23 protein-coding genes and 2 pseudogenes are annotated in these 22134 nt (G+C 68.0%); 15 read left to right on the top strand and 10 right to left on the bottom strand.

The window, feature by feature from the left end; all coding sequences use genetic code 11:
- The 3 genes from AWC14_RS19715 to AWC14_RS19705 form a co-directional block, all read right to left on the bottom strand.
- The coding region (locus tag AWC14_RS19715; protein ID WP_085241404.1) for a TetR/AcrR family transcriptional regulator at nucleotides 1-464 on the bottom strand (464 nt) is incomplete at its 3' end.
- 45 nt (nucleotides 465-509) lie between these two features.
- A complete protein-coding gene (locus AWC14_RS19710) occupies nucleotides 510-938 on the bottom strand; it encodes a DUF6188 family protein (RefSeq protein ID WP_040546811.1) in 429 nt (142 codons plus the stop codon).
- 94 nt (nucleotides 939-1032) lie between these two features.
- A complete protein-coding gene (locus tag AWC14_RS19705; RefSeq protein ID WP_040546644.1) occupies nucleotides 1033-1641 on the bottom strand; it encodes a TetR family transcriptional regulator in 609 nt (202 codons plus the stop codon).
- Between the two features lie 599 nt (nucleotides 1642-2240).
- On the opposite strand from AWC14_RS19705, the gene AWC14_RS28795 reads away from it, so the two are divergent.
- The 6 genes from AWC14_RS28795 to AWC14_RS29760 are packed head-to-tail and all read left to right on the top strand — an operon-like array spanning nucleotide 2241 to nucleotide 4665.
- Nucleotides 2241-2414 (top strand): hypothetical protein, encoded by a 174-nt coding sequence (locus tag AWC14_RS28795; protein ID WP_158089920.1) that lies wholly within the window; start codon nucleotides 2241-2243, stop codon nucleotides 2412-2414.
- Nucleotides 2411-3205 carry a type II secretion system F family protein gene (locus AWC14_RS19700; RefSeq protein WP_045384247.1) on the top strand — a complete coding sequence of 265 codons (795 nt, stop codon included), beginning with the start codon at nucleotides 2411-2413 and terminating at the stop codon, nucleotides 3203-3205. The genes AWC14_RS28795 and AWC14_RS19700 overlap by 4 nt, the downstream gene beginning before the upstream one ends.
- Nucleotides 3202-3792, top strand: a complete 591-nt coding sequence (locus tag AWC14_RS19695) for a type II secretion system F family protein (RefSeq protein WP_193393800.1) — start codon at nucleotides 3202-3204, stop codon at nucleotides 3790-3792. The genes AWC14_RS19700 and AWC14_RS19695 overlap by 4 nt, the downstream gene beginning before the upstream one ends.
- Before the next feature lie 15 nt (nucleotides 3793-3807).
- Entirely contained in the window at nucleotides 3808-4014 is a 207-nt protein-coding gene (locus AWC14_RS19690; RefSeq protein ID WP_045384245.1) for a DUF4244 domain-containing protein, read from the top strand.
- Nucleotides 4015-4049: 35 nt separating this feature from the next.
- Nucleotides 4050-4337, top strand: coding sequence for a TadE family type IV pilus minor pilin (locus AWC14_RS29765; protein ID WP_235216031.1), 288 nt, complete (start codon nucleotides 4050-4052; stop codon nucleotides 4335-4337).
- A 31-nt stretch (nucleotides 4338-4368) separates the two neighbouring features.
- On the top strand, nucleotides 4369-4665 hold the full coding sequence (locus AWC14_RS29760; protein ID WP_045384241.1) for an Rv3654c family TadE-like protein: 297 nt from the start codon (nucleotides 4369-4371) through the stop codon (nucleotides 4663-4665).
- On the opposite strand, the pseudogene AWC14_RS28350 reads toward AWC14_RS29760, so the two are convergent.
- Both AWC14_RS28350 and AWC14_RS19675 read right to left on the bottom strand, forming a co-directional pair.
- Nucleotides 4662-5462, bottom strand: a pseudogene (locus AWC14_RS28350) (PAS domain-containing protein); the annotation flags it as partial. The gene AWC14_RS29760 and the pseudogene AWC14_RS28350 overlap by 4 nt on opposite strands.
- Nucleotides 5463-5473: 11 nt before the next feature.
- Nucleotides 5474-7819: pseudogene (locus AWC14_RS19675) on the bottom strand (ATP-binding cassette domain-containing protein); the annotation flags it as partial.
- A gap of 286 nt (nucleotides 7820-8105) precedes the next feature.
- Here AWC14_RS19675 and AWC14_RS19670 point away from each other — a divergent pair.
- Entirely contained in the window at nucleotides 8106-8771 is a 666-nt protein-coding gene (locus tag AWC14_RS19670; protein ID WP_045384189.1) for a L,D-transpeptidase family protein, read from the top strand.
- Here AWC14_RS19670 and AWC14_RS19665 read toward each other — a convergent pair.
- Nucleotides 8763-9245, bottom strand: coding sequence for a nuclear transport factor 2 family protein (locus AWC14_RS19665; RefSeq protein ID WP_142281766.1), 483 nt, complete (start codon nucleotides 9243-9245; stop codon nucleotides 8763-8765). The genes AWC14_RS19670 and AWC14_RS19665 overlap by 9 nt on opposite strands.
- Nucleotides 9227-9835, bottom strand: a complete 609-nt coding sequence (locus tag AWC14_RS19660; protein WP_045384195.1) for a TetR/AcrR family transcriptional regulator — start codon at nucleotides 9833-9835, stop codon at nucleotides 9227-9229. Before AWC14_RS19660 ends, AWC14_RS19665 begins: the two co-directional genes overlap by 19 nt.
- A 39-nt stretch (nucleotides 9836-9874) precedes the next feature.
- On the opposite strand from AWC14_RS19660, the gene AWC14_RS19655 reads away from it, so the two are divergent.
- On the top strand, nucleotides 9875-11095 hold the full coding sequence (locus AWC14_RS19655; RefSeq protein ID WP_045384198.1) for a hypothetical protein: 1221 nt from the start codon (nucleotides 9875-9877) through the stop codon (nucleotides 11093-11095).
- A gap of 25 nt (nucleotides 11096-11120) precedes the next feature.
- Here AWC14_RS19655 and AWC14_RS19650 read toward each other — a convergent pair whose 3' ends face one another.
- Nucleotides 11121-11681, bottom strand: coding sequence for a TetR/AcrR family transcriptional regulator (locus AWC14_RS19650; protein WP_045384199.1), 561 nt, complete (start codon nucleotides 11679-11681; stop codon nucleotides 11121-11123).
- Nucleotides 11682-11727: 46 nt separating this feature from the next.
- Here AWC14_RS19650 and AWC14_RS19645 point away from each other — a divergent pair, with 46 nt between their 5' ends.
- The 5 genes from AWC14_RS19645 (at nucleotide 11728) to AWC14_RS19625 (ending at nucleotide 18053) form a co-directional block, all read left to right on the top strand.
- Nucleotides 11728-13086, top strand: coding sequence for a cytochrome P450 (locus AWC14_RS19645; protein ID WP_081968320.1), 1359 nt, complete (start codon nucleotides 11728-11730; stop codon nucleotides 13084-13086).
- A gap of 112 nt (nucleotides 13087-13198) precedes the next feature.
- Nucleotides 13199-15064, top strand: coding sequence for an Hsp70 family protein (locus AWC14_RS19640; protein WP_045384203.1), 1866 nt, complete (start codon nucleotides 13199-13201; stop codon nucleotides 15062-15064).
- 180 nt (nucleotides 15065-15244) lie between these two features.
- Nucleotides 15245-16651, top strand: coding sequence for a DUF7159 family protein (locus AWC14_RS19635; protein WP_057003537.1), 1407 nt, complete (start codon nucleotides 15245-15247; stop codon nucleotides 16649-16651).
- 10 nt (nucleotides 16652-16661) lie between these two features.
- Complete coding sequence (locus AWC14_RS19630) at nucleotides 16662-17045, top strand: hypothetical protein (protein WP_045384931.1); 384 nt, start codon at nucleotides 16662-16664, stop codon at nucleotides 17043-17045.
- Between the two features lie 147 nt (nucleotides 17046-17192).
- Nucleotides 17193-18053: a glycoside hydrolase family 16 protein gene (locus AWC14_RS19625; RefSeq protein WP_193393872.1), complete on the top strand. Its 861-nt coding sequence runs from the start codon at nucleotides 17193-17195 to the stop codon at nucleotides 18051-18053.
- Here AWC14_RS19625 and AWC14_RS19620 read toward each other — a convergent pair.
- Nucleotides 18050-19621, bottom strand: coding sequence for a long-chain-fatty-acid--CoA ligase (locus AWC14_RS19620; RefSeq protein WP_045384925.1), 1572 nt, complete (start codon nucleotides 19619-19621; stop codon nucleotides 18050-18052). The two genes, AWC14_RS19625 and AWC14_RS19620, sit on opposite strands and share 4 nt — an antisense overlap.
- A gap of 175 nt (nucleotides 19622-19796) precedes the next feature.
- Here AWC14_RS19620 and AWC14_RS19615 point away from each other — a divergent pair, with 175 nt between their 5' ends.
- Both AWC14_RS19615 and AWC14_RS29755 read left to right on the top strand, forming a co-directional pair.
- The gene (locus AWC14_RS19615; RefSeq protein WP_045384924.1) at nucleotides 19797-20447 is read left to right on the top strand and encodes a VldE C-terminal domain-containing protein; all 651 of its coding nucleotides are present in this window, start codon (nucleotides 19797-19799) and stop codon (nucleotides 20445-20447) included.
- A 561-nt stretch (nucleotides 20448-21008) separates the two neighbouring features.
- Nucleotides 21009-21572: a hypothetical protein gene (locus AWC14_RS29755; protein ID WP_081968361.1), complete on the top strand. Its 564-nt coding sequence runs from the start codon at nucleotides 21009-21011 to the stop codon at nucleotides 21570-21572.
- A 7-nt stretch (nucleotides 21573-21579) separates the two neighbouring features.
- Here the strand turns inward: AWC14_RS29755 and AWC14_RS19600 are convergent, their stop codons facing one another.
- The gene (locus tag AWC14_RS19600; RefSeq protein WP_045384940.1) at nucleotides 21580-22074 is read right to left on the bottom strand and encodes a pyridoxamine 5'-phosphate oxidase family protein; all 495 of its coding nucleotides are present in this window, start codon (nucleotides 22072-22074) and stop codon (nucleotides 21580-21582) included.
- Between the last annotated feature and the right edge of the window lie 60 nt (nucleotides 22075-22134).

Here is a 22134-nt window from a genome sequence, read left to right as displayed (position 1 = left end):
GGTTGCCGGTACTGCTCGATGACGCGAGCGCTCAGACCGGCCAGGGGCTGGCGCGCGTCGCTGTTGGGATCGGGCCCCAGCGCCAACCAGGCCAACGCGGTCAGATGCAGCGGCGCCTCATCGATCAGGGCAGCCTGCCGATGCACCAGCTCGATCAGCTGGTCACGTAGATCCCCCGTGGCCGGCGGCGAGGTCACCTGGGGAAGCAGCCGCTCAAACGCCTCCGCCAGCAGATGCGTGGTGCTCTCGAAGTGCCGATACAGCGTGGTACGCGCCACTTTCGACAACCGCGTCACCGCGTCCACAGTGACCGCCTCCACCCCGCCGCTGGTCAACAGCGACGTGGCGGCATCCAGCAGCCGGGCGCGTGAACGAAGTTTGCGCGGGTCGACGTCGACGTCGTCATCGTCGACCGCGTCATCTGACCCGCGTGCCGACGGTTCGGCGGGGTCAACTGCGGCCATCGGCGGACACGCTCCTACCTAACAGTCCTGCTCTGCAGCGTGGCGCTATCTCGCCACCGCCGCGGTGCTGTCGTACTCGTCGGGTATATCGTGGCGCACGACGCGCACCCTGCCCCGGGGCAGGCAGGCCATATAACCGTGGTACTTGCCATACAACTCCCACGCCGTCCGATGCTCGTCACCCGCGACGTCGATCCGGTGACCACTGGAAAACTCCAGATGCAGGTGACCATCCTCGTCGTAGAGCGCCCGAGTGCACGTCGATCCCGAAAAATCCAACAGCGGACGCATCGCCACCGGCACATCGTTCGGATCGATGACGACCTCCTCGAGCGGGCAGTCACCCACCGGAGGCACAGTCAAGCGCAGCGGCCCCCAAATGACCAGCTCGTTGTACTCGTCGAGGTCAAGGGCGAGGCCATCCTTGACCGCGACGCGCTGCACGGCGCACCCCTCGATCCACTGGCTCAACATCATCGTCCCTTCGACGCGACGTCAGGTCCTCACTCCAAAGACTACTCCTGGTAGCGCTACGCTACTGCAAGTTTCATTATCCCGGCCTTTCGATTCAGATTTTCGAGTGCTCATCGTCACCGATCAGCAGGCGCATCGCGTGGTCCAGTCGCCGACCGACCTCGGCCGTCGACACCCGCCGGCTCAGCCAGGCGGTCAGATTTGACAGCCAAACATCGCAGATAACTGTCGCGATAGCATGCTGCTCCTCGGTGGGCTCACCGCCGCTCATGGCGCGTGCCAGCATGCCTTCGAAGACGTTGGCGGCATGATCAACCTCCGCGGCCGCACTGGCGTCAGCGAACACGAACGCTCGCGTCATCGCTTCCGTCAACCCGGGATTGCGCTGCCATTCCTCGTTGACGCGGTCGATCAACCGGCGCAGCCGCTGCTGCGCCGTAGCGCCGCTCGCCGCCCAGTCGTAGCTGGTGTCGAAGCGTTCGAACTCACGTCCCAGCGCCGATACCAACAGATGCACCTTGGATGGGAAGTAGCGGTAGAGCGTTCCGATGGCGATGTCAGCCCGCTCGGCGACCTCCCTCATCTGAACCGCGTCATAGCCGCCCCGCGACCCAATCGCCACAACTGCATCCAGGATCAGGGCGCGACGCCCCCGCATCGGCGTGGCGGCAGACCGCAAGTCAGCGAAGGCTGTCGGGTTCATGACGGCGCCACATAGAAGTTGAGCCATCCAGCCCACCAGTGATGCGGGTATCGCCAAACATCTCACCGGCACCAGTCAATGGCGCCCCGGCGATGGCGTCGACCGGCGGATCTTCTGCCGACATGGCCCGTGCTCCCCCTTGAGTGCCAGCTATCTACACCAATCACGCTACTACTAGTAGCGGTGCGCTACCAGTAGTACTAGTTTTCGGGGAACCGCGCGCGGACGCGATCGGAGGACATCTCGTTGGCAGGCGACATCTTGGGGGCACTGCAAGCAGAAACGCCAGAATGTCCGCTTTGGCGAAGCAGTTAGAAATGGTCGATTAGGCGATTCCGGTACCGACTGCGGCATCTACGAGATCTGCATCTCCACTCGCGGTCGCGCAGTGATCACGACACTCGGAAGCGCCGCTAGCATGCCCAGCCGTCGCCGACATGATCGGCGCCGCCACGGAATCCAGAACCCTCCGCGCCCAGCCGCGACCTACACATGTGCACCTGGCGGGCCATCAAGCAGTTCGATCACCACATGTATAACTCATCTTGACCAGCCCATATTCAGCAAACTGCCGCTCTCCTTACAGATAACCAATCCAGGTGCTGGTACACGTCGCCCGGGACCGCGCCGGGCGCCGGCGGGTCAGCGAAATCGCCGTGCTTCATGCCAGTCAGGGGCAGGTCCGACCGGTCACGGTGTGGCACGTCGATCGTGGGCCCACCGAGGAAATCGTCGAGCTGCGCCTGCTGCTGCAGGCCCGGGGAGCGACGTGACGGGCCTTTCGGTGGCCGCCTTGGCATTGGCGGCGGCGCTGGTGGTGTTGCCGTCATCGCCGCGGCGACGGCTTGCGAGGCCCGGGGTGGCCGGCTGGCGCGTACCGCGGGCCGCCGTCGTGTGCGCGGTGGTGTGTGCTGCGGCTGTCGTCGCGATGACGTTGCCTGCGACGACCGTTCTCGCCGTTGCGCTGCTGGCCGCAACGATGTGCCTGCGCTACCGGCGCCGCCGTCGCCGCCGTCGCGGCGTGGAGGAGAGCCGGGCGCTGGACACCGCGATCGATGTGCTGGTCGGCGAACTGCGGGTCGGCGCTCATCCGGTGCAGGCGTTCGAGGTGGCGGCGGCCGAAACCGGTGGACCGGTCGGCGAGTGCTGCCGGGCGGTGGCGGCGCGCGCCCGGCTGGGCGCCGACGTGCCCGCCGGCCTGCGCGGCGCGGCCAGGACTTCGGTGCTGTCCCCGCAGTGGGAGCGGCTGGCGGTGTGCTGGCAGCTTGCTGGTGAGCATGGGCTGGCGATGTCCGCACTGATGCGGGCTGCCCAGCGCGATATCGCCGAGCGGCAACGCTTTTCGGCCAGCGTGACCGCGTCGATGGCCGGCGCCCGCGCCACCGCCGCGATTCTGGCGAGCCTGCCGGTCCTGTCGGTGCTGCTGGGCCAGGCGATCGGGGCGCGGCCGGTGGCTTTTCTGTTGGGTGGGCACGCGGGCGGCTTGCTGCTGGTCGTCGGGGTGACGCTGGCGTGCGCCGGCCTGTTGTGGTCGGACCGCATCACCGATCGGGTGGCGTCATGAGTACCGCGGCGGTGCTGTTGGCCGCGGCGCTGCTCGTCGGCGCCGGGCCGTCGGTCGTGCGAAAGCGTGCCGGGGCGGCGGTCAACGCGGCACGGCCGCGCAGGGGACCCTCGCGTGGCCCGGATCCACTGGCGCTGGCGTCGAGCCTCGACGTGCTGGCGGCGTGTCTGGCCGGAGGCATGGCGGTGTCGACCGCCGCGGCCGCCACCGCCCCCTCCGCGCCCCCGCTGCTGGCCGGGGTGTTGCGTCGGGCCGCCGACCTGTTGGCGCTGGGCGCGGACCCGGCGGTGGCCTGGGCGGCGCCGCCGGGCCTGCCGCGAGGCGCTGTCGACCCGCAGACCGACGCCCTGCTGAGGCTGGCGCGGCGCTCCGCATCCTCGGGCGCCGCGCTGGCCGACGGTGTCGCCGAGTTGGCCCGGCAATGCCGGCAGGACGCCACCCACGCCGCGTCGGCGGCCGCCGAGCGGGCCGGGGTGCTGATCGCCGGCCCGCTCGGGCTGTGCTTCCTGCCGGCGTTCGTCTGCCTGGGCATCGTCCCGGTGGTGGCCGGGCTGGCCGGTGAGGTGCTGCAGTCGGGACTGTGGTGATGAAGAAAGGGAAAGATGAAGTTAGTCAACATGTTTCAGATGCTGAAGGTGCGTGTCGCGCTGCTGGCGGTCGACGAGTCGGGCATGTCGACGGTCGAGTACGCCATCGGAACTCTCGCGGCGGCGGCGTTCGGCGCGATCCTGTACACGGTCGTCACCGGCGACTCGATCGTCGGTGCGTTGACCAACATAATCGGCCGCGCGCTCAACACCAAGGTCTAGTCGATGACGCCGGCGCCAGCACCGTCGAGGCGGCGCTGGGCATCGCCGCGCTGGTGGCGGTGCTGGTGCAGTGCCTGGCGGGCATCACCGCGGTGTCGATGCAGGTGCGGTGTGTGGATGCCGCCCGGGAGGCCGCCCGACTCGCCGCGCGGGGTGACGAGCGGGCGGCGATCGCGGCGGCGCGCGGCGTTGCCCCCGACGGGGCGGTGGTGCAGGTGCATCGGGACGGTGAGTTCATGGTCGCGACGGTCACTGCCCGCTCGCGGCTGCTGCCGGCGCTGGCGATCGCCGGCACCGGGGTCTCGGCGGTCGAGCCGCGATGAGCGCGGGTCGGCCACCGTCGTCGCCGCCGCGATGGTCGCGGCGCTGTTGGCCGTCACGGTCGGCGGCGCGTATCTGGGTTCGGCGGTGGTGGCTCGCCACCGCGCTCAGGCCGCGGCTGATCTGGCCGCGTTGGCCGCGGCAGCGCGCCTACCTGCGGGGGCCAACGCCGCGTGCGCCCAGGCAGCGGCGGTGGCGCGCACGATGCGTGTCGACGACGTCGACTGCGCCGTGCGTGGGCTGGACGCCGTGGTCAGCGTCAGGGTCGCGGTCCCGCTGGTCGGCTGGGGCAGCGCGCGGGCCGCCGCCCGGGCGGGTCCCGTGGGCTAGGGTGCCGCCAGCCCCGCTTCGGCGAGCTCGGCGTCGGTGGGCAGCCGCACCGACAGCAGCCCGGCGAACGTGTGCTCTTCGATCTCCACCCGGTTGACGGTCACGTGCACCGGAACCCAGGTGTCGCCGTAGCCCGGCATGCGCAGCACCGCGGTGGCGGCGCCACCGGCGAGTTCGGCCGACATCGCAGCCAGCCGCGGCTCGTCGTCGGGGTGCACCCGCGGTGCGTTTCTGGCGCTGCGCCGCCAGTCGTAGAACGGGCACGGCTCGTCGAGCCATTTCAGCAGCGTCAAGGTGTTGAGATCGATCAAAGCCCGGTGGACTCCCGGTTGAGCCAAGCCGTCCAGAATGCGCTGCGCCAGGTGGTCGGCCGACTCCGCCGGTGCGCTCGGCTCGGCGCGCCAATTCATGCCGCGCGCGACCAGGTGGTCGCGGCCGTCGGGACCCGGTTCCAAGGCGTTACGCGCGACGAAGCTGACCCGGATCGGATTGCCTTGCCAGTCGCTGGCGTCCCACGTGGCGCACAGGGTCCGACCCGGCTCGGGCCTGACGGCCAACGCCAGCACCTTGCTTTCGTTGGGCTTGAGCTCGCGCGCCGGCCAGTTTTCTGCGAACGCGCGACCGTCAGTGTCCTCAACTTCGGGATTCTTGCCGTTGTTGGCCAGCGACTCCACGGTGTCGGTGGCCACACCCAGGGTGAGGTCCCACTTGAGCGGGCCCGGGACCGGCCGCTCGGGCGGTTCCGCCTTGGCCGGTCCGCTCCAGACGTGCACGCCGTGCATCCGGCCGTCGGACAGCTTTTGGCGTTGTGCACACGCAGCCGCAGCCGGAACCGCACGAACAGGGTGGCGACGATTCCCAGCAGCGCCAGCATTCCGACGTCGAGCACCCAGTAGTGCGGCGAATGCGTCCACAACCGGTCGGCCGGCACCAGCGGCTCGATCGCGCGCAGGTCGACCGTCGACGCCGAGGCGGCGAAACCCCACCGGGCCGGCAGCAGCCACGAGGCCTGGTCCAGACCCATCCGGCCGGTCACCGGAATCAGCCCGCCGGCCATCACCATCGACACCATGATCGCCACGACCAGCATCGGCAGCACCTGCTCGGTGGAGCGGGCCAGCGACGACAGCGCCAGGCCCACCATCGCCGAGACGATCGCCATCAGCGCCAGCGTCACGTACAGTTCGCTGACCGCGTGCAGCGGGCCGTTGCCGAGGAGCACCGCGCCGCGGGTCGGCATGCCTTTGCCGACAGCCATGATCGACGTCAGGATGGCGGTTTGCACCACCGCCGCGGCGCTGAACACCACGACCTTGGCGGCCAGGTATGCCGTCGCCGACAGCCCTACTGCGCGTTCGCGTTGAAAGATCAACCGTTCCCCGACCAGGTCGCGAATCGTCAGCGCGGTCCCCATGAAAACCGCGGCGATGTTGAGCAGGATCAGGATCGAGTTGGGTTCGTCGGAGTCGGGTCCGGCCTGACCGAACCCGGTATTGCCGGGCACCGCCAGCGACAGCGTGCCCAGCACGAACGGCAGCAACGCGAGGAACGCGAAGTAGCCGCGGTCGGCGGCGATGAGCCGGGTCTGGCGGCGGGCCAGCGTGAGAACCTGACGGCGCCGGTCGGTGCGCGGCGGACTGCCCAGCGGCGCTGCGCCGGCCGTCGGCGGTCGGCGCGGGGCGGGTGGATGGCGCGCCAGGAAGGCCTGGTGCACGCCGTCGGGGTCGGTGCTGACCCGGGCGAAGATGTCGGCCCAATCGGTGCTGCCCATCGCCGGCCCGATCTCGGCAGGCGGGTCGGCGAACGCGGTCTTGCCGCCGGGAGCCAGCAGCAGGATCTGGTCGCACATGTTGACGTACGTCAGCGAGTGGGTGACCACGATGACCACTCGTCCAGCGTCGGCCAGCCGGCGCAGCATTGTCATCACCTGCCGGTCCAGCGCCGGGTCCAGTCCCGAGGTCGGTTCGTCGAGGATGAGCAGCGACGGGCCGGTCAGCAGTTCCATCGCCACCGACGCGCGCTTGCGCTGGCCGCCGGAAAGCTTGTCGACGCGGGTCTTTCGGTGTGGCGTGAGGTCCAGCTCGTCGAGGACCCGCTTGACCACCTGCCGACGATCGTCGGCCGAGGTGTCCGGCGGCAGCCGCAGTTCGGCCGCATATCCGAGCGCCTGTTCGACGGTGAGCTGGCGGTGCACCACGTCGTCTTGAGGAACCATCCCGATCCGGGAGCGCATCGACGCGTACTCGGCGTGCACGTCGTGCCCGTCGAAAGTGACCACGCCGGCGGTGGGTTGCGTGGTGCCGCCGATCAGCTTGACGAGAGTGGATTTGCCTGCGCCCGAGGGCCCGATCACCGCGGTGAGCGTCCCGGGCCTCGCGGTGAACGACACGTCGGTCAACAGCTGGTGACCGTCGATGGTCAGTGCCAGGCCTCTGGTGGTGAGTCCGCTGCTGCGCGCCTGTGCGGCTCGCGGCACCAGGGTATGACCCGACGCCACCAGGTCGGTGTTGCCGACGGTGACGACGTCGCCGTCGCGCAGCAGGGTGCAGATAATCGGGGTGCCGTTGACGAATGTGCCGTTGCTGCTGTGGTTGTCGCGGATCTCGAGGCCGCCCGGGGTGGACACCAGCACCGCGTGCACCCGGGATACCAACGCGTCGTTGACGACGATGTTGTTGGTCTTGGCGCGGCCGATGGTGGCCGAGCCCGCCGGCGCGGATTCCGGCCGCCGCCGCAGCCGCATCGTGCGCTCCCTGAAAGCCGGTTCGCTGGGCCGGGTTTGGGGCGCTGTGCGCCGCAGTGGAGGCCGCGTCGGCGTGGGGATGCTGCGTAGCGTGCGCGGGTTACGCGGTTCGGGCGGTGCTGTGGGCGTCGCGACCCGGAAGGTCAGTTGCGGTCCGTGCGGGCTGCCGAGCGTGATGCGCTGACCGTCGCGGATACGGATCAGCGGGGCGCGTACGCCGTCGACATAAACGCCGTTCTGGCTTTTGTCGACGACGACCCACCGTCCGTCGTCGAACCGCAGAATCGCGTGAACGCGCGAAATCAGCGCCAGGTCGGCCGGGTCGCCGTCGTGCAGACAGATGTCGCAGTCGCGATCGCGGCCGACGATGGCGTCGCGTTCGGCGGGAAAGGTGTACATCGCCGAGCCCATCCAGACCGTCAGCGGCAGTTCGTTCGGCCCGCTCACCACGGCGAGCCGGGTCGTGTTGCCTGCGTCAGACTGCGTCATCTCGTGCTCTCATAAACCTCGCGATCAATTTGCTGTGAAGACGACGCCGTCAGCGTTTGTCATTGCTGGACAAGGACATCGGTTGCCGATCATATAGACGAAACCTGGGATCGGCGGGACGCGGCGGCTGTGTCGCGGCCGGGCAGTGACCCGATCGAAGCTAAACCTTTACTTGACGCTGAGTTCGTGCGGCATAGACGATGAAACGATGCGCCGACTTCTGGGCTCGCTTTGCGCTGCGCTGTGCGCGAGCTGTCTGATGGTGGCCGGCGCACCGCCGGGCGCTGCGGTGGGTGCGCCGTGGTTCGCGCCGTCGGTCGGTAATGCCAGTCAGGTGGTTTCGGTTGTGGGAGTGGGCGGTTCGACCGCCAAGATGGACGTCTACCAGCGCACCGCCGCGGGCTGGCAGCCGATCGGCGTCGGGATACCGACGCACATCGGCTCGGCCGGGTTGGCGCCCAAGGCCAAAAGCGGCTACCCGGCCACGCCGATGGGCGTCTATTCGCTGGACTCGGCGTTCGGCACCGCGCCGAATCCCGGTGGCGGACTGCCGTACACGCAGGTCGGCCCAAACCATTGGTGGAGCGGCGACGATCACAGCCCGACGTTCAACACCATGCAGGTCTGTCAGAAGGCGCAGTGCCCGTTCGACACGAACGCCAGTGAGAATCTCGAAATCCCGCAGTACAAGCACGCGGTGGTGATGGGCGTGAACAAGGCCCGCGTGCCCGGCGACGGCGCCGCGTTCTTCTTCCACACCACCGACGGCGGGCCGACCGCGGGCTGCGTGGCGATCGACGACGACACGCTGGTGCAGATCATCCGGTGGCTGCGGCCCGGCGCGCTGATCGCGATCACCAAGCAATCAAGCTAACGCGCGACCCGGTTTCACTTTGAAGTCGAGGCCCGCCAACGACATTGTCGCCTCGTAGGTGCGGTCGTATCCCGTCGCGCTGATTCGCCAGCCGTCGGCGGTGCGCCGGTAGCGGTCGCGGTAGAACGCGGCGCCGATCAGCATGAAGTCGAATTCGGCGACGATGACGCGGTCCTGCAGATACCAGGTGCCGGATGCCTCGTCGCCGCTGACCGCGATCTCGGGATGGGTCACCCGGTGCTCGGTGATGACGCCCGGCCCCAAGGCCGACCGCATGTAGTCGACCAGATCTTTGCGATTGGTGAAATGCAGCTCCTCGCCGACCGACGAGCCGTAGTCGCCTTGGACGTCCTCGGTGAGTGTATCGGCGAAGTCGTCCCAGTGTTTGGTGTCCAGCGCCCGCAGGTAGCGGTACTTGACCTGTTCGATGGCTGCGATGTCGTCGTGCGGGATCATCACGACATTGGAGCACAGCGCTGCAGGTAGTGCGTCACCATGTCGATCAGGGCGCGGCGTTCCCGCTGCCAGTCGACGGGGACGCCCATGATCATCTGGGCCAGCACCACGCCGCGCAGCGCGGCCCAAATCACTTCGGCCGCACCGTCGTTGGCCGGATCGTCGGTAACCAGCTTGCCGAGCTGGGCGATGGCGTCGTTCATCTCCAATAGATGCCGTCGTGAACTCCCGCGGGTGGCCCGCAGGATCTCGAACGCGGCCAACGAGGTGGGGCTGCTGTAACAGGCCCACGCGGTGTCGACGACGACCTCGATGCGCTCTCGCAGCGGCAGCTCGCCGACGTCGGCCGACGACAGCGATTCGATCAGTTTGGCCACGCCGTCGTCGACGACGGCCATCAAAAGACCGTTGCGGTCGCCGAAGTGGTACTGGATGACGCCCCACGTCACGCCAGCGCGCTCGGCGACGTGCTTGGCGGTGGCGGCGCCGAAGCCCTCCTCGGCGATGCAGCGCACCGTTTCGTCGATGATCTTCGCGCGGGTGTCGTCGCCGCGTTTGCGCGGCGCACTGGTCTGCCGTGTGGGCACGGCACCTGCACTAATGGACATTGTTGACTTTATAACATAGTCACTACTATTTTTGGGCTGGTGAGCCAATCCCGCTATGCGCGGCTGTCCCGCGAGCAGCTTGCCGTTCTGGTCCCCGAGCTGCTGCTGATCGGGCACATGATCGACCGCTCCGGCATGGCCTGGTGCATCCAGGAATTCGGCCGCGAGGAGATGCTGCAGATCGCGATCGAGGAGTGGGCCGGGGCCAGCCCGATCTACACCAAGCGCATGCAGCGGGCACTGAACTACGAGGGCGACGACGTGCCCACCATCTTCAAGGGCCTGCAACTCGACATCGGCGCGCCGCCGCAGTTCATGGATTTCCGCTACACCATCCACGACCGCTGGCACGGCGAGTTCCACCTCGACCACTGCGGCGCCTTGCTCGACGTGGAGCCGATGGGCGACGACTACGTCTTCGGCATGTGCCACACCATCGAGGACCCGACGTTCGACGCGACCGCGGTGGCAACCAACCCGCGCGCGCAGATGCGTCCTGTGCACCGGCCACCGCGGGTGCCCTCGGATCGCCATCCGCATTGCGCGTGGACGGTGATCATCGACGAGTCCTATCCGCCGGCCGTGGGTATCCCGGCGCTGGATAAGGTTCGCGAAACCCGCGCCGCGACATGGGAACTCGATGACATCGACCGGTCCGACGAGGGGCTGGCCGACTACTCCGGCCCGCTGGTCTCCGACCTGGACTTCGGCGCCTTCTCGCATGCGGCGCTGGCGCGCATGGCCGACGAGATCTGCCTGCAGATGCACCTGCTGTATCTGTCGTTCGCGATCGCGGTGCGGGCGAGGGCCAGCGACGACGTGGCCGCCTCCGTGGGCACTCGCCAGTTGATCGGCGTGGCAGGGCTCGGCGCGGAGCGCATTCACCGGGCGCTGTCGCTGCCCGGCGGCGTCGACGGCGTATTGCGGGTGTTGGAGCTACATCCGCTGCTGAATCCTGCGGGCTACGTCGACGCCGAGGTGACGGATCGGTTGGTCGTGCGGCGATCGCCGGCCCACGACGACGAAGCCTGGATCTCGCTGTGCTCGCCCGAGTCGGTGCAGCCGCTGCAGGCCATCGCCACCGCCGTCGACCCGCACGTCGAAGTGCGCGTCAGCGGGACGAGCACCGACTGGACCGCCGAGTTCGCCGAGACCGATTCGGCGGCAAAGGAATTGCCCGAGGTGTCGGTAGCCAAGGTCAGCGGCGGCTCGACATTCCAGTTCCAGCCGAGGCGATCGCTACCGCTCACGGTGGTCTGAGTTCATTCTGCGTGCACCGTGCTGGTTACTCGAACTTTTGCGTGGTGACCGCAGAGTCAACAAGAGACCCCACCGCCCGTCGCAGCACGTCGTTGTCAGGGCGCCTCGACGGGTCCAGCATCCACTGCACCATCAGCCCGTCGACAAGAGCGAGCAGGATCGACGCCAGCGACTCGGCGTCGGAGCCGCCACCCAACGCAGCGGCGATATCGCGGCGGAATTCCTCGTAATAGCCTGCTAATTCGCGTCGCGCGGCCGGTGAGCGCTGGGCGTGCGCGAAGGCCTCGACGAAGCCGGCCAGCAATTCCCGGTGCGCGTCGAAGACGTCATACAGCCCGTCGACTGCATCGGCGATGCCGGTCTCTGCGTCCACGCCCGCCATCGAGGTCTGAAAACTCTTGATCCACCGTCGGGAACTCTCGGCAATCGCCGCATTCAAGAGCGCCTCGGTAGAACCGAAGTGATAGCGGATCGCGCCGAGGCTGACCCCCGCGGCGCCGGCCAGATCGCGTGCGCGGGTGCCCCCGAACCCGTGTTCGCGTAGACACACGATCGCCGCTTCCAGCAGTGCCTCGCGGTTCCCCATCAAACTCCTTACACAAATGTCTTAAGACATCTGTATCATATCAAGCATGGTGTCCGGGCCGTCGCGTCGCCAATCATTGCGGTACTGGGCGCAGATGCTGCGCGATCCGCTGGCGGCCTACATTGCGCTGCGCCGCGACTACGGCGACGCGGTACGGGTCCCGCTCACCGCCAAGCACACTTACTTTCTGCTCAGCCGCCCCGAGCACGCCGAACACCTGCTGGATGCACACCAGGATCGCTACGTCAAGGCATTCACCTACCGCCCGCTGAAAACGATTCTCGGCGACGGCCTGCTGACCAGTGAGGGCCAGACCTGGCAGCGGCACCGTCGCCTGGTCCAGCCGGTATTCAGCCACCGCCACGTGCAGTCGTTTGCTCCTGCCGTCGTCGCGGCCGCCCGGGACCGGGCCAGCCGCTGGGCGCCGGGCACCACCATCGACGTGGCCGACGAAATGCGGACACTGACCATGCAGGTGATCGGGCGGGTGCTGTTCGGTGTCGACCTGGCCGCCGACGCCGAGCCCGTGGGCCGTGCGGTTTCCCGGCTGCAGAGCGCCGCAATAATGGCCGGCATAGCGCTGTCCGGCGTTGGCTCGCCCCAGCGGGCGCGGTGGCTGGCCGAGCATCTGATCCCCGGCGCCGGTCGGGCCGCGACCACGCTGGATTCACTGGTCACCCGAATCATCGACGCACGCATCGCCACCCCGCACAGCGAGCCCAGCGACCTGCTCGATCTGCTGCTCACCGCCCAGGCCGGCGAGGAGCCGTTGAGCCGCAACGAGATTCAGGACGAGGTGATGACGCTGGTGCTTGCCGGCCACGAAACCACCTCCAACACACTGACCTGGGCATTGACTTTGCTGTCGCGTTACCCGGCAGCGCGCGACCGGTTGGCCGCCGAGGTTGACGAAGTGGTGGGCGGCGGCGATCCGCAGGCCGGCGACATGGAATCACTGGAATGGACGCAGGCGATGGTGTCCGAGACGATGCGCCTGTATCCGCCGGCATGGACCATCGAGCGCGACGCCGTCACGGCCGACAACATTGCCGGTGTCGAAGTGTCTCCCGGTGACACCGTGGCGATTTCGCCCTATCTCCTGCACCACCACAGCGAATTCTGGCCCAACCCCGAGGGATTCGATCCACGCCGGTTCCTCTCCGAGGATGCAACCAAGCGTCCGCGGTATGCGTTCATGCCGTTCGGCGGGGGTCGCCGCATCTGCGTGGGCACCGGACTTGCCCAGCTGGAAGCGACGATGGCGCTCGCCGTGCTGGCTCAGTCGGCCCGCCTGGATCTGCTTCCCGGGACGGTCGTGCGGCCGCGCGCAGACATCACGTTGCATCCGCACGGCCCGGTGATCATGAGCGTCGCCGCACCGGTGCGCACTGTCTCACTTCGGTGACACAACCGCATCGACCGGATACCAACCGCGATGTGCCTGATCGTGATGGGCCGCGATCACGGTTATGGTGAACGCTGGCCGCCGACCGCTAACGACGCAAGGTATTCGCTTTATGTACGACCCGTTGGGGTTATCGATCGGGACCACAAACCTAGTCGCGGTGCGAAACGGGAGTCCACCCGTGACGCGCCGCTCAATGTTGTCCCTATTCCCCGACCGCGCACCGCAACTCGGTGTACCCGCGGATCCGGCGGCGACCGGCACAGTGATCACCGACTTCGTGGAACGGATTGGTCACTCGGACGCCGTGGTATCCGTCGCCGGATCGACGCACGACCCGGCACTGCTGCTGGTCGAGGCGCTGGACGCGATGATCTCGGCGGCCGGAGCCGACGCCTCGACATCGGAGATCACGATAGCCGTTCCCGCGCACTGGGAACCACAAGCCGTGCAGGCGCTGCGCGACGCGTTGCGCACCCACCCCGGCTTCGTCCGCAGCGGGATAGCTCCCCGACTCGTGTCCGACGCCGTCGCCGCATTGATCGCGCTGAATTCTGGGGCACGCCTGCCGACCCGCGGTGTGGTCGGCCTGCTCGATTTCGGCGGCGGCGGCACCAACATCACCTTGGCCGACGCCGGCTCCGGCTTTGCGCCCATCGGTGAAACGCTGCGCTACTCGGAGTTTTCCGGCGCCCACGTCGACGACGCTCTGCTGGTTCATGTGCTCGATGCCGTCGGCCACACCGATCACGCCGATCCCGAAAGCACCGCGGCGGTGGGCCAACTCGATCAGCTGCGAGAGGCATGCCGCAAAGCCAAGGAGCGGCTGTCCACCGAGCCGATGACCGCGGTCGACGCCGAGCTGCCCGGACTCCGCACCACTGTCCAGGTGAGCAGAGCCCAGCTGGAGACGCTGATCGAGACTCGACTCAGCGGTGTGTTCTCGGCATTCGACGAGGCGCTGTCCCGGAGCAAGATTGACCGGACAGAGCTTGCTGCGGTAGCGATGGCCGGCGGTGGAGCCAGCATTCCGCTTGTGGCCCAACGCGTTTCGTCTCATGCCAAGTTAGCGGTAGTGACCGCTGTGCAGCCTGCGCTGGCCATGGCGGTCGGTGCGGAGATGCTTGCTTCGCGCGAGCCGGGCGAGCAACAAGACGAGGCCGAGCCGGCCACTGCCATGGCCGCAATGGCGGGCGCGACCACCGGCAGCTTCGCCGCGAACACCGGCACGTTCGACGCGCCGACCGGAGGCTTCGGCACCGGGTCTTTCGGAATCCCCACCGACGGAGCGTTTTTCGACGAGGAACCATCGTCGACGCTTCCGAAAGCGGAACTCGCCTGGTCCGAGGCCGACGACGCCGGCGACGAGCCGTTGTTTTACACCGGCGACCCCTACGACGACGGGAGTGCACCACCGTCGCAGTACCTGCCGAAATTCCAGCCCGAAGAAGAGCGGCGCCGACACCGCTTGCCGCAGTTGCTGCTTGGGCTCGGCGCGCTGGTCGCGATGTTCGCGATCGGCGGGGTGGCGTACTCCTTGACCAGCACTACCGGTCACCAGGCTCCGCCCGCGCCGACCAGCCGCACGGCGGTGCCTCCGCCTCCTCCGCCGAGCTCGCAGCCGCCGTCGCCGAGTCCGGTGCCGCCCCCGCCCAGCGCCGCACCGACGCCCAGCGTCGCGCCGCCACCGCCCACCACCGAGGCGCCGCCGCCTCCTCCGCCGCCGGTGACCACGACATACCGTCCGCCGCCGAGTACCACCACTCCGCAGCCCACGACCACCACCACAACCACCACGACGACGACCACCACCACCACCACGCCGCCGCCCTCGTCCACCACGACCACCACCACGACGACGGTGCCAATGACCACGGAATACCTGACGATTCCGCTGGTCCCCGTCCCGATACCGGTGCAGGTTCCGCAGAATCAGGCCCCAGCGCCGCAGAACCCGTTCCTGAACCCCGGCGGTTAACCGCGGGTTTGCGTCTCGGTTTCTTTTCGGTATTTGCCGAGTAGGGTGGAATTGCCCGGTTCGGCGGGGCTGACGCCGTGACGTAACGCCGCACAGTGCAGCGGCGACGAAGTAGTTAGGTGGCCCGCGCGGTGCACTCCTCCGCCCAGACCGTGGCCAGCAAAGGATTTTGGAGGAGTCGTGGACATCGTTCTTGGTGTGTCGATGGCACCAACGGCGGTCCGCATGGTGCTCGTCGAAGGCGAAGACGCCGACGGCGTCGTGGTCGAGCAGGACTGCATCGAGGTCGGCGCCTCGGGGCCGTCGAGCGCACCTGACCAGGTGATCGCCGCCATCCTCGGCACCCGGGAAGGCGCCGCCGAGGGCGGTTACCGGTTGATGTCGACCGGGGTGACCTGGACCGACCCTAGGGAAGTCGGCGCGTTACGCGACAAACTGTCCACCCGCGACCTGCGAAACGTCATGTTGGTGTCGCCGCTGCTCGCCGCGGCTGCGCTTGCCCAGACCGTCGGCCACGCGCTGGGCTACCAGTACACCGCGTTGCTGTTCGTCGAGGCGGAAAGCGCCACCCTGGCCGTGGTGGACACCTCCGACGGTTCGATCGTCAACCTGCACCGCCAGCAGGTGACGTGCGCGCCGTATACCGGGCAGGCGGCCGCCGATCTGGCCACGATGGTCGACCGCCTCGACGGGTTGGAGACACGGCCGGACGGCCTGTACATCGTCGGCTGCGGCGTCGACATCTTCCCGATCAAGCAGCACCTGGAAGTAGCGGCACCGATCCCGGTCAGCGTGGCCGAGGAGCCGGACATGGCGCTGGCTCACGGCGCGGCATTGGCGTCGGCGAACGCGCCGCTGTTCGCATCGTCGACCGTCGCGCTGGCCTACGCGCTGGACCCGGGAACCGGCGAAGTGAACCGAGACGTGCTGGCGCCGGCCTACCTCGACGTCTGCGCCGACGCCGTCGTCGGCACCGGCGCCCTCGCCTACAGCGCGCTGCCCGACGACGACGTGGAAATCCGGCCGCACCGGCCGCTGCTGGTAATCGGTAGCGGAGTGGCCGCGCTGCTGGTGATCGGCGTTGTGGCGCTGGTAGTTTCGCTGGCCGCCGACGTCCGCCCGACGGCCGGGCAGCAGCCGCCCAGCGCGCACGGGAACGTCGCCGTACCCACCAAGCAGGCGCCGCCAAAACCGCCGCCCGCTGCGGCCGCGCCGTCCCCGCCGGCCGCCCCGCCCTCACCGGCACCGCCGCCATCGGCGGCGCCACCCCCACCCCCACCGCCGTCGCAGGCCCCTGAAACCATCACCGCGCCGGCGCCGGTGGTGCGTCAGGCACCGCAGCGGGTGGCGAACCCGGCTCCGGTTCAACAGGCGCCGCCACGGCAAGCACCGGCCTACGTGCCCCCGCCCGCACCGCAAGAAGCGCCGCCGCCGGCCGCGCCGCCGCCACCACCCCCGGCTGCGCCGCCGCCGGCTCCGCCCGCGCCTCAGATGCCGCCGATGACGATGTATCTGCACCTGCCGTTCGTCACGGTGCCGATCCCGATCAACCCACCGCCGCCGCCGGCGCCGCCGCCGGGACCCTAGGAGCACTGCCATGGGCGAGCACGGTCCGTTCGGATTCGACCCCGAAGACTTCGATCGAGTGATCCGGGAAGCGGGGGAGGGCCTGCGGGACGCGTTCGAGCGATTCAGCAAGTTCCTCACGGTGCCCGGTGATCGGGCGGGATGGTCTGCGCTGTTCGAGGACCTCGCGCGGCGTTCGCGCACCGAGCCGGAAACCGCCGGGGAGGCGGGCGACGGGGTGTGGGCGATCTACACCGTCGACGCCAACGGCGGCGCGCGCGTCGAAGAGGTCTATGCGACCGAGTTGGATGCATTGCGCGCGAACAAGAACAACACCGACCCGGCGCGCCGGGTTCGGTTCCTGCCGTACGGCATTGCGGTCAGCGTCCTGGACGATTCCGACCAGACGTCGTAACCCCACGTCGACCACATCAGCCGCGGCGCGCGGGCGGATTCGGATGCGCAGCCCGGCCGTCGCGTGGTTTCATAGCACCGTTTGAGAGTTGTTCCCGCGGGTATGTACTCGTCCGGCGTTCGGGCTTGATCGATGGGTGGTGCAGGGATGAATCGTCGCAGCGTGATGTTGATGTTCGGGATCGGCGCCGTGGCAGCCGCAACGCCTCTCCCCAAGGCCCGGGCTCACCCGTCGCGACCCGACATTTCGTCAGCGCCAACCGCGCCCGCACCCGGTGCCACCGCCGGGGGCTTTCTTTTCCGTGACGAGTTCGACGGCCCGGCCGGTTCGGCCCCGGGTGGGAACTGGGCGGTGTCGAACTTCCGGACGCCGATCAAGAACCCGGTGGGCTTCGATCGACCCGAATTCTGGTACCAATACCGCGATAGTCGGCAAAACGTGTTCCTCGACGGCAAATCCAACCTGGTTCTGCGCGCCACACATGACGGCGACACTTACTTCGGTGGTCTTGTCAGCGGCAATTGGCGGGGAGGGATCGGGACCACGTGGGAGGCTCGGATAAAGCTCAACTGCCTCACTGCCGGTTGCTGGCCCGCCTTCTGGTTGTCCAATGACTTTCCGGGTCGCGAGGGCGAAGTCGACCTCGTCGAGTGGTACGGGAACGGGACGTGGCCGGCCGGAACCACCGTTCACGCGGATCCTTACGGCACGGCGTTCGAGACCCAGCCGATCGGGGTGGACGGCAACTGGCACAACTGGCGGGTCACCTGGAATCAGACTGGTTTTTACTTCTGGGAAGACTACGTCGACGGTAAGGAGCCATACTTCAGCGTTCCGGCCACTGGCATCGAGGATCTCAACGATCCCATCCGCAAGTGGCCGTTCAACGACCCCGACTACAACCTGTTTCCCGTCTTCAACCTCGCGGTCGGTGGTTCGGGCGGCGGCGATCCAGCGGGGGGGAGCTACCCCGCGGAGATGCTCATCGACTGGATACGCGTCTTCTAAACGGTGGCCCGCTCGCGGCCCTGCCAATACTGCTGGCGCAGATCCTTTTTCAGGATTTTGCCGGTGGGGTTGCGGGGCAGCTCGTCCTTGATGTCGATGCTCTTGGGGCACTTGTAGTGCGCCAGCCGCTCGCGCGCCCACTCGATCAGCTCGGCTTCGGTCGCCTCGCCCTCGAGGGTGACGACCGCCTTCACCGCTTCACCCCAACGTTCGTCGGGTATCCCGAACACCGCGACCTCCATCACCGCCGGATGTTCGGCGAGCACGCGCTCGACCTCGATCGAGTAGATGTTCTCTCCGCCGGAGATGATCATGTCCTTGAGGCGGTCTTCGACGTAGATGTAGCCGTCGTCGTCGACCCGGCCGATGTCGCCGGTGCGGAACCAGCCGTCTTCGGTGACTGCTTCGGCCGTCGCGTCCGGCCGGTTTAAATAGCCCTTCATCAATTGCGGTGTGCGGAACCATAATTCGCCGGGCTGGCCGGTGGGCACGTCGGCCAGGGTGTCCGGGTTGACAACGCGCACCTCGGCGTTCGGGATCAGGGTGCCGGCGCTGACCAGCCGCTCGGGATGGCTTTCGTCGCGATGTGCGTCGGGCATCAGGTGGCTGATCACTCCGCAGACCTCGGTCAGCCCGTACACCTGGATGAAGTCGGTGTTCGGCCATGCCTTCAGCGCCGCGCGCAGCAATGGCAGCGGCATCGGCGAGGCGCCGTAGCAGTACGTCTTGAGTTGGCCGAACAGCTTGATCGCGTCCTCGCCGGATTCCAGGACCTTGGCCAGCACCGCCGGCACCAGGAAAGTCCGGTTGGCGCCCTGCAGGATTGCGCCGGCCAGCGACGCGCCGTCGACGTCGCGGGTCATCACGCTCGGCACACCGTCGTAGATGCCGAACTGGACGTAGGACGAGCCGCCGACGTGGAACAGCGGCATCGACACCATGTTCTTGTCGCCCTCGTCGAAGTCCCAGCCCTCGTGCGCATTGATGGTGTGCGCCAAGACGTTTGCCTGTGTCAGCGCGACTCCCTTTGGGCGGCCGGTGGTTCCGGACGAGTACATCACCATGCACACGTCGTCGGGCTCGACGTCGGCGGCCCGCGGCACGGGCGAGGCACTGGCCAGCAGCGCCTCGTACTCGTCGCCGTCACCGCCGTTCGGCGTGACCTCGACGATGTGCTCGACGTTGGCGGGCTTGTCGCGGATCTTGTCGACGGTCGGTTTCAGCTCGCTGCCTACGATCAGCACCTTGGCCCCGCAGTCGTTGATGACGTAGTCGAGCTCGTCGCCGGCGAGCCGGAAGTTGATGATCGCGTTGGCGGCGCCGATCGATGCCGCGGCCATCGTCAACTCGACGCAGGCCGGGTGGTTCTTGTCGAGGAATGCCACCACGTCACCGCGCGCCACGCCCATCTCGGTCAGCGCGCCGGCGAGCCGCCGGACCCGGTCGTTCCATTGCCGCCAGGTCCAGGTGCGGTCGAGGTAGGTGAACGCCGCGGCGTCGGGCTTGGTGTCGGTCCAATGGGCCAACCGGTCGTCGAGGAAGCGGGGCTGCGGCAGCTGGTCAGTCATGTCCTTGAGCGTGCCACCTGCGTTGCGGCCGACAAACCCGTCCGGGCGAACAGCCGCCTGACCTGCGCCGACAGGGGGTAGCTGGGCTTGTCTCAGGGCGTAGCAAATAGGCCGTCAGGCGCCGACCGTTACCCGATTGTGACTATTCCTCCATTTGCTCGTATCCTGTTCGACCATGGGGAGGCACCGATTAGCCAAGAAGCGCCGAAAGACGCCCGCTGTCATGGCCGCAGCCATCGGCCCGGCCGCCGTTTTCTTTGCCGTGGCCGGCAGCGCTCGCCCACCCGGCACGGGCGGCGAGACCGCCTCGGTTGCCGAGGCGCCGTGCTGCTTGCAGATCGTGGCGGCTGGGCCTAACGGGCTGCCGTCGCCCGGCGGACAGGCGGTTCCGGGCGAGTCGATGCCCGCATCGCGATTGCGGGTGGTTCACGAGCATGCCCCAGAGGCACTGCCGCCTGGAAAGGCCCCGGAGCGCGGCCTACAGGTCAAGACGATCTTGGTGGAGCGCACCATCAGCGCGATATTCCCCGAGATTCAAACCATCGGCGGCGTCCGGCCTGATGCGCTGCGGTGGCATCCCAACGGCCTGGCGCTCGACGTGATGATTCCCAACCCCAGCAGCGACGAGGGCATCGCGCTGGGCAACCAGATCGTCGCCTTCGTGCTCCAAAACGCCGATCGCTTCGGGATACAGGATGCGATCTGGCGCGGCACGTACTACACCCCGAATGGCCCACAAGGGTCCGGGTACGGCCACTACGACCACGTCCACATCACCACCACCGGCGGCGGATACCCCACCGGCAACGAGGTCTACATTCGCTGAGTGCCCGTCAGCCGGCTGGGCGACGACGGCTGGGTGCGCATGGGAGGCACAGCGTATCCGTCAAATCGCCAAACACGCTGCCGCAGGCGTCCTACCGTAACTGACCATGAGGCCAATTTTGCTGACGGTCGGGGCTGCTGCGGCGGTATTGACGGTCGGTGGTGTTGTTGGCGTGGCAGACACCCCGGCCACCGCACACGCGGATCCCGCGCCCCCGCCATGCGGAAGTCCCGAAGTGCCATGCGCCGGGCCCAGCCCGTTGACGCCGGAACAACAGTGCGCCCTGATCGCCTGGAGAACCTGGATGCCGTGCAATTGGGCTCCTGGGATCAACATGCAAGTTCCGGCGGGTACGCCAGGCAGTTTGTAGCGCGACACTCTGTGTGCTCGCGGCGACGGCCGAAGGTCACCTTTTGGAAACGGCGCCGCGCGCCGCGTTTCGTGTGCCACACCGGCTGCTAACAATTGGACGGTCGTCTAACCGCGACGTCGGTATGGCTATGCGGTTCTGCACCACCATCTGGCTGTGGAACTCTCAGAGCGCGAATGAAGGAGTCGGTGATGATGCGCTTTGATCGATTGGGCATCAAAGTCATTGCCAGCGCTGGGTTGTGGGGGGCCGCTATAGCGTTGAGTCCGGTTGCGGCGGCGGTTCCGCTGATAACGGGCGGCGGCTACGGGTGCGTCCAGGGAATGTCGGGCGACGTCGCGGCCGGTGGTCCAGCGGCAGCCGCGGCCGGAGCCGGGGGTTCCTGCGGGCCGGCCAGCGCTCCGCTCACTGACATGGCTGGTGTTCCGCTGGCCATGCCCGGGCCCGCCGGCGCTCCTGTGCCCGCGGGTGCGCCCGTGCCCGCGGGTGCACCAGTTCCGGTGGGAGCTCCCGTTCCGGTGGGTGCCCCGGTGCCTGCCGGTGCGCCGGTTCCGGCCGGTGCTCCCGTGCCTGTGGCTCCGGTGATCCCGGCAGGTGCTCCGCTGATTGCGCTCGGGGGTGCGCCGGCAGGTGCTCCAATCGTCGACATGTCGGGGACCTATGCGGGTAAGGGTGACCCGACTGGTCCGGCGCCGGCTGGCGGGCCGGTGCCCGGTCAACCGGTTCAGCCCGGCCCTTCGGGCGGGGCCAGCTAAGCCTGCTTCAGGATAGGTTCCGCTCGGCCAGGTCCTTCAGAAATTGCGGCATTCGGCCGGCGCCGAAGTCGTAGTAGCGCACCCAGTTTGGCGTGATCGCAATTCGAGCCATCTGGTCATACATTGCGCGAACGTTCTGTTCGAACTCGGCTGCTGCGGCGGCGTCCATGGTGTTCCTGGCCGCAGCGAGGTACTCCTCGACCGGGCCGTCGACGATCTGGACGCTCGCCTGCCCGCGTACCGAAAGGGCGCGCGCCTGCTCCGGGGTGTCGCCGGTGTCGATGGCCAGCGCAACGGCCGGGCGAACCGACAGCGCCGCGACCTTCGGTGCGGTTGGGGCCGTGGCGACAACGAATTGCGTGCCGGTCCAAAAGAATCCGACGGGAACCACCCGCGGTGTCTCGTCCTCTCCGATGTAGGCGAGGTGGGCGGCCGAGGTCGACGCGAGCAGCTCCTGCGCGCCCGGCGTGGACACTTCGTCCTCGATTTGTTGCCGGTCCATCGTGATCTCCTGTCGGTTGCGCACCGCAACGTAGACAGCCGATCATGCCTCCACGAGCGT

Source organism: Mycobacterium kyorinense (genome assembly GCF_002101735.1).
GTDB classification, from domain to species: Bacteria; Actinomycetota; Actinomycetes; order Mycobacteriales; family Mycobacteriaceae; genus Mycobacterium; species Mycobacterium kyorinense.
This window is presented reverse-complemented; position numbering and strand designations above follow the sequence as displayed.